We start from the raw sequence: 5,099 nt of genomic DNA on the forward strand, positions 1-5,099 counted from the left end.
GTAATCTTCCAGTAATTATGACGAGTCATAATAAAACACATGATACTCATAGTTAAGATTAGAATTACGGTATGAACTCCATACCAGATTGGTAGCTTATGTACCAAATGAGATATGAACGCCGCTATTACAGCAACTTCAAATGTTTGCTTAGAATTAATTGTTAAACCGAATAATGCAAAACCTAAAATAATAATAAGATAGGCTTGGGGTAAACTGAAAAATAGGCTTACGTACCAAGGTAGAGCCTGCAAAGGCAGCACCGCCTTTCTTGAGCTGCTGAATCAAAAACTCTGTGCCGCATAACCTTTCGCAAAATTGTCTGCGTTAAAATCAATATGTTTCTGCTTTATTATTCATAATCTGAAAACCGTATTTCTTAACCAGATGGTACAGAATCACCATAATTATTGGTTCAGGTATATATATCAGAACCACCAACCACGGCCTGGACGGCAAGTCCATGACTGTGGTATGGCTTGCTGTAAATGACAAAGGCACGTAAACGCTTTGCAATGCTGCCGCAACAATTGTGCCTGCCAGTATCGCGGCCATTATCTTCAATAAGCCATGACGGGTTAAAATATAACAGGCAGCAACCGATACAGTAACGAAAAACAGGGTATGAAAACCAAACCAGAGCGGATATTGGTGTATAAAGTGCGAAAATAATGCATCCACAACCGCAACCAGCAATGCTTTGGAAACGCTGATGGATAAACCGCACAAGGCAAAGCCCAGAATAATGATCAGATAAGACTGCGGCAAGCTTACCAGCAAGGACACAAACCAGGTTGAGGATATATGTGCGCCACAGCCCAATCACCTTCCAAATATTGATTATTGCAACTCCTTTCTACAAACATTTGTAAATTCCTCTAATAATTACTTGACAAATTGTCACAAAACCCGCAAATAAATATTATCGCCCTTAGCCAACGCAAATGCCGAAACTACTTGCATTATAGAGGCTGGAAAGCTGAAGAAGGTTTGCGTCCCCGGGCGTTTATTGCCAATATGCAAACACATTCGACCGCAGTTATTAAAATATCTATCTTTTCGCAGGCAGAAAGTCGGAAAAAACTTTAATGGTTCATGTCCGGGAAAGAAGGAATATATGAAGCCTTGGCGGGGAAGGCTAAACGACCGGAGGCCACAACCAGGGATGAAAATGATAAGGGGTGAGGGAGTGTGGTAATTTAAAACGTCTTATTTCAAATCTTTGCAGTTATAATCCATCTGCCTCAATCTGCGTTTAAATTTACTGCGCGTCAAATCTAAAGCCGCAGAGGTGAAGTGGTATAGTCGAGCAAACCTCGGCGCTGGCTGGAATCAGGATAGAGCATGGTATAAACATCCGTTGTCATACGATCAAGGACGGCCATAGCAGCAGATTGCGGTTCGGCCTGGTTTTCACAATATGCCTTGAAATCGCTGCCCCGGTTTAGCATTTTTATACAGGATTTATTTTTCATCTCTTGAAGGATTTTTTGCCCTTTTGCAGAAAAACCTAAAAGATGTATGTATTGAGGTCCGCAATTGTCAAAGTTAAGTATTTGTTGGGTCGTTATGGAGAAAAGTATATATAAAAGGCTGCGCTGGATACGGGTCAGGTTGTAGCGCTTTGATTTTACCATAGATTGAAGTTCGTCAAGTTTTCCTGTGGTCATGGATGCTTCTATAAAGCGGTTTTCCAGACCTTCGGTAATTTCATATATTTCTTTAAGTTCCAGCCGTGAAAACATACGGAGCTTTGTTATCACAATTTGTTCAAGTGTCCGGGATTCGACCGGGGCGCGTCCTTCATCCACTTCGCGCTTTAAAACAGACCAACTGCTCTCAGGCATGGTTGTGATTAATTGATTAAACATTCCGTTATGCCGGAGGGCATAACGGATAGCGGTGGCACTTGCATAAGGAGCAATACTCAGATCGTGATAAGAAGAGCCCTGGCGTAGGATTGGCAGCGGCAGGATAGCATTTTTTCCTGCATAATAACACGCAGGTATTCGATGGCCAGGATATTATTGGAGCCCAGCAGCAATTGATTGAGTTCAGTTTCGCGGATATTGAGATAAGTTTGCAGTGACCGGGAACGAGCCAGCGGATAACTCAGGCCTCTGCTCAGATGTCTTTTGAGCAAAATCTTATAATCCTCGGGTTCATTATTAAGAACGTTGGCTAATGTTTTCAAGAGCGGGAGAGTGTTGTTTTCACAGCCAAAAGCCAGGTGGCTGACTACGCCGGTACGGTTTAGTAATTCCAGAGCGCCCCTGGCAAAATAGTAAGCGCTGCGTACAGCAAAACAAAAGGGCAGTTCGATAACAATATCGACGCCATTTTGAAGGGCCATCTCAGTCCGGGCCCATTTGCTGCAAATGCTGGTTCTCCGCGCTGTACAAAGCTGCCGCTCATAACAACGATTACAGCTTCAAAATCATAATACTTTTTTGCCTGTTCAATTAAATACAGGTGACCATTATGAAAAGGATTATATTCGGCTATTATCGCCAGGACCGACATAACGGGGACTCCTTCTGTTCTGGTTGGTATTATAAATCTTACCACTATAACACTAGTTTGTGCTAAAATTAACGAAGTGATTAACGGGTGCACAGACCAGTCTGCTGCGAGGGGGTGACGGGTACTTACTGGTTTTGCAGCTAGAGCAAATTTTTGGCCATCTGGTATTGGTCCTTCAACCACCAGTATTTAATGGACGGAAGAAGGCCTAGCAATTACGATATTTTAAAACATCTGATTAGGAGGTATAAGAATGAGTTTGTTGGAAGAAATCAGAGCCAAAGCCGCAGCTAAATGCCCCGCGGTCGTACTGCCCGAAGGAACGGAAGAAAGAACCCTTAAAGCTATCAAGGGCATCGTAACCAATAAGTTAGCCCGTCCTATTCTGCTGGGTGATGTTGGAGCAGTAAAGGATATGGCAGCAAAGGTCGGAGCTGATTTAACCGGTGCTGAAATCGTTGACCCGGCCAAGGCTCCATATTTTGACGACTATGTACAGGCATTTTATGAGATGCGCAAGGACAAGGGCGTTGACCTGGACAAGGCCAAAAAGAGCATGTTAGATCCTTTATTCTTCGCTTCCATGATGGTCAAGATGGGTCAGGCGGATGGTGAAGTAGCCGGCGCTGAGAACACCACCGGCAATGTGCTGCGTCCCGCTCTGCAGATCATTAAGACTGCTCCCGGCATTCCCGCCGTATCTGGCTCCTTCATAATGATCGTTCCCAACTGTGAGTATGGTGATGCAGGCACCTTCGTTTTTGCTGACTGCGCCGTAACCATCGATCCCAAGCCTGAAGAACTTGCCGCTTTCGCCAAGGCTTCTGTTATCACCGCGACAGAGCTTTGCGGAATGAAAGATCCCAAGGTCGGCATGCTTTCTTTCTCCACCAAGGGCAGCGCCAGCCACGCTATGGTAGATAAGGTTGTTGAAGCCACCAGAATCGCCAAGGAAAAATATCCGGAACTCAAAGTAGATGGCGAACTGCAGTTTGATGCGGCTATTGTTCCCAGCGTAGGCGCATCCAAGGCCCCTGGCAGCGATATAGCCGGCAAAGCCAATGTTCTCATCTTCCCAGATATAAACGCGGGTAACATAGGTTACAAGCTGGTTCAACGGACTGCAAAAGCTGAAGCTATCGGACCGCTGCTGCAGGGACTTGCCAAACCGGTCAACGATCTGTCCCGCGGCTGCAGTGTAACTGACGTAGAAAACGTAGTGGCCATAGTTGCCGTAAGAGCATAAGGCGGGGGTATATATCTCAACCTTTAAATAAACTTGTAAATATTTTGAGGAGGTATGTTTTGTAATGAAGGTTCTGGTCGTAAATGCTGGTAGTTCATCAATCAAGTACCAGGTGGTCGATATGACTAATGAATCAGTCCTGGCTCAGGGTCTGGTTGACCGCGTGGGTATTCCCGGCACCACTTTGGAACACAAACCCGAAGGCAAGGACAAGGTGTTAATTAAGAAGGACCTGCCCGACCATACTGCCGGTATGAAACTCGTACTCGAAGTGCTGGTTAACCCCGAATATGGCGTAATTAAAGATATGAGCGAAATCGGCGCCGTAGGACACCGCGTGGTTCATGGCGGCGAAGATTTTGCCGAATCGGTAGTTATTGATGACAAGGTTAAGAAGGTTATCAAAGACTGCTTTGACATCGCTCCCCTGCACAATCCTCCCAACCTTATGGGAATTGACGCCTGTCAGGAACTGATGCCCAATGTTAAGCACGTTGCGGTTTTCGATACTGCTTTCCATCAGACCATGGAACCCTCCAATTTCCTGTATGCGCTTCCCTACGAAGTATATGAAAAATATCGGGTAAGAAGGTATGGTTTCCATGGAACCTCACACTTCTACGTATCCCATCGCGCTGCAGAAATGCTCGGCAAACCCTTTGACCAGTGCAAAATTATTACCCTGCATCTCGGCAATGGCGCCAGCATGGCCGCTATCAAAGATGGAAAAGTGATGGATACCACCATGGGCTTCACTCCTCTGGAAGGCTTGGTCATGGGCACCCGTTCCGGGGATATCGACCCCGCTATAGTCTTCTTCCTGATGGATAAACTGGCCCTGAACACCACTGAAGCCAACAACTATTTCAATAAGAAAGCCGGCATGTTAGGACTTTCCGGTGTTTCCAACGACTTGAGAGACATTCTGGAAGCTGCTGAATCCGGCAACGAAAGAGCTAAAATCGCCCTCGATGTTTACTACAACAGGGTCAAGGGTTACATCGGCAATTACATGGCCAAACTAAATGGCTGTGATTGCATCGTATTTACCGCCGGTGTTGGCGAGAACGGCATTGACATCCGTGAAAACGTTTGCGCAGACCTGGATTACCTGGGAATCAAGATGGACGTTGAAAAGAACAAAGTTCGCGGCAAGGAAGTCGATGTTGCTACTGCCGATTCCAAAGTGCGCATCTTCATCATTCCCACCAATGAAGAACTGGTCATTGCCAGAGACACATATCGCCTGGCCCAGTAATTTTGGTTATATCCTGAGGCGGGATTTATCCCGCCTCTTTAAGTTTTCATAATCGTATTAAGGCCTGTACAC

Annotated in this window: 4 protein-coding genes and 2 pseudogenes; 2 read left to right on the forward strand and 4 right to left on the reverse strand. The window is 45.6% G+C overall.

Annotated elements, in window-relative coordinates:
- From JCM14374_RS14115 to JCM14374_RS16000, 4 genes and pseudogenes are all read right to left on the reverse strand, one after another.
- Positions 1 to 254 (reverse strand): annotated as a pseudogene (locus JCM14374_RS14115) (hypothetical protein); the annotation flags it as partial.
- Between the two features lie 79 nt (positions 255 to 333).
- On the reverse strand, positions 334 to 780 hold the full coding sequence (locus JCM14374_RS12600; RefSeq protein WP_207641635.1) for a hypothetical protein: 447 nt from the start codon (positions 778 to 780) through the stop codon (positions 334 to 336).
- A gap of 497 nt (positions 781 to 1,277) precedes the next feature.
- Positions 1,278 to 2,009, reverse strand: a complete 732-nt coding sequence (locus JCM14374_RS15995; RefSeq protein ID WP_083454097.1) for a nucleotidyltransferase family protein — start codon at positions 2,007 to 2,009, stop codon at positions 1,278 to 1,280.
- Positions 1,928 to 2,523, reverse strand: a pseudogene (locus JCM14374_RS16000) (nucleotidyltransferase family protein). The gene JCM14374_RS15995 and the pseudogene JCM14374_RS16000 overlap by 82 nt, the downstream one beginning before the upstream one ends.
- Positions 2,524 to 2,776: 253 nt before the next feature.
- Between JCM14374_RS16000 and pta the strand changes: the two are divergent.
- Both pta and JCM14374_RS12620 read left to right on the forward strand, forming a co-directional pair.
- Positions 2,777 to 3,769 carry a phosphate acetyltransferase gene (gene pta / locus JCM14374_RS12615; protein ID WP_054698086.1) on the forward strand — a complete coding sequence of 331 codons (993 nt, stop codon included), beginning with the start codon at positions 2,777 to 2,779 and terminating at the stop codon, positions 3,767 to 3,769.
- A gap of 64 nt (positions 3,770 to 3,833) precedes the next feature.
- Positions 3,834 to 5,027 carry an acetate/propionate family kinase gene (locus JCM14374_RS12620; protein WP_054698089.1) on the forward strand — a complete coding sequence of 398 codons (1,194 nt, stop codon included), beginning with the start codon at positions 3,834 to 3,836 and terminating at the stop codon, positions 5,025 to 5,027.
- Positions 5,028 to 5,099 lie beyond the last annotated feature (72 nt).

Origin of the sequence: Syntrophomonas palmitatica JCM 14374 (genome assembly GCF_001311885.1) — a bacterium.
Lineage (GTDB): Bacteria > Bacillota > Syntrophomonadia > Syntrophomonadales > Syntrophomonadaceae > Syntrophomonas_A > Syntrophomonas_A palmitatica.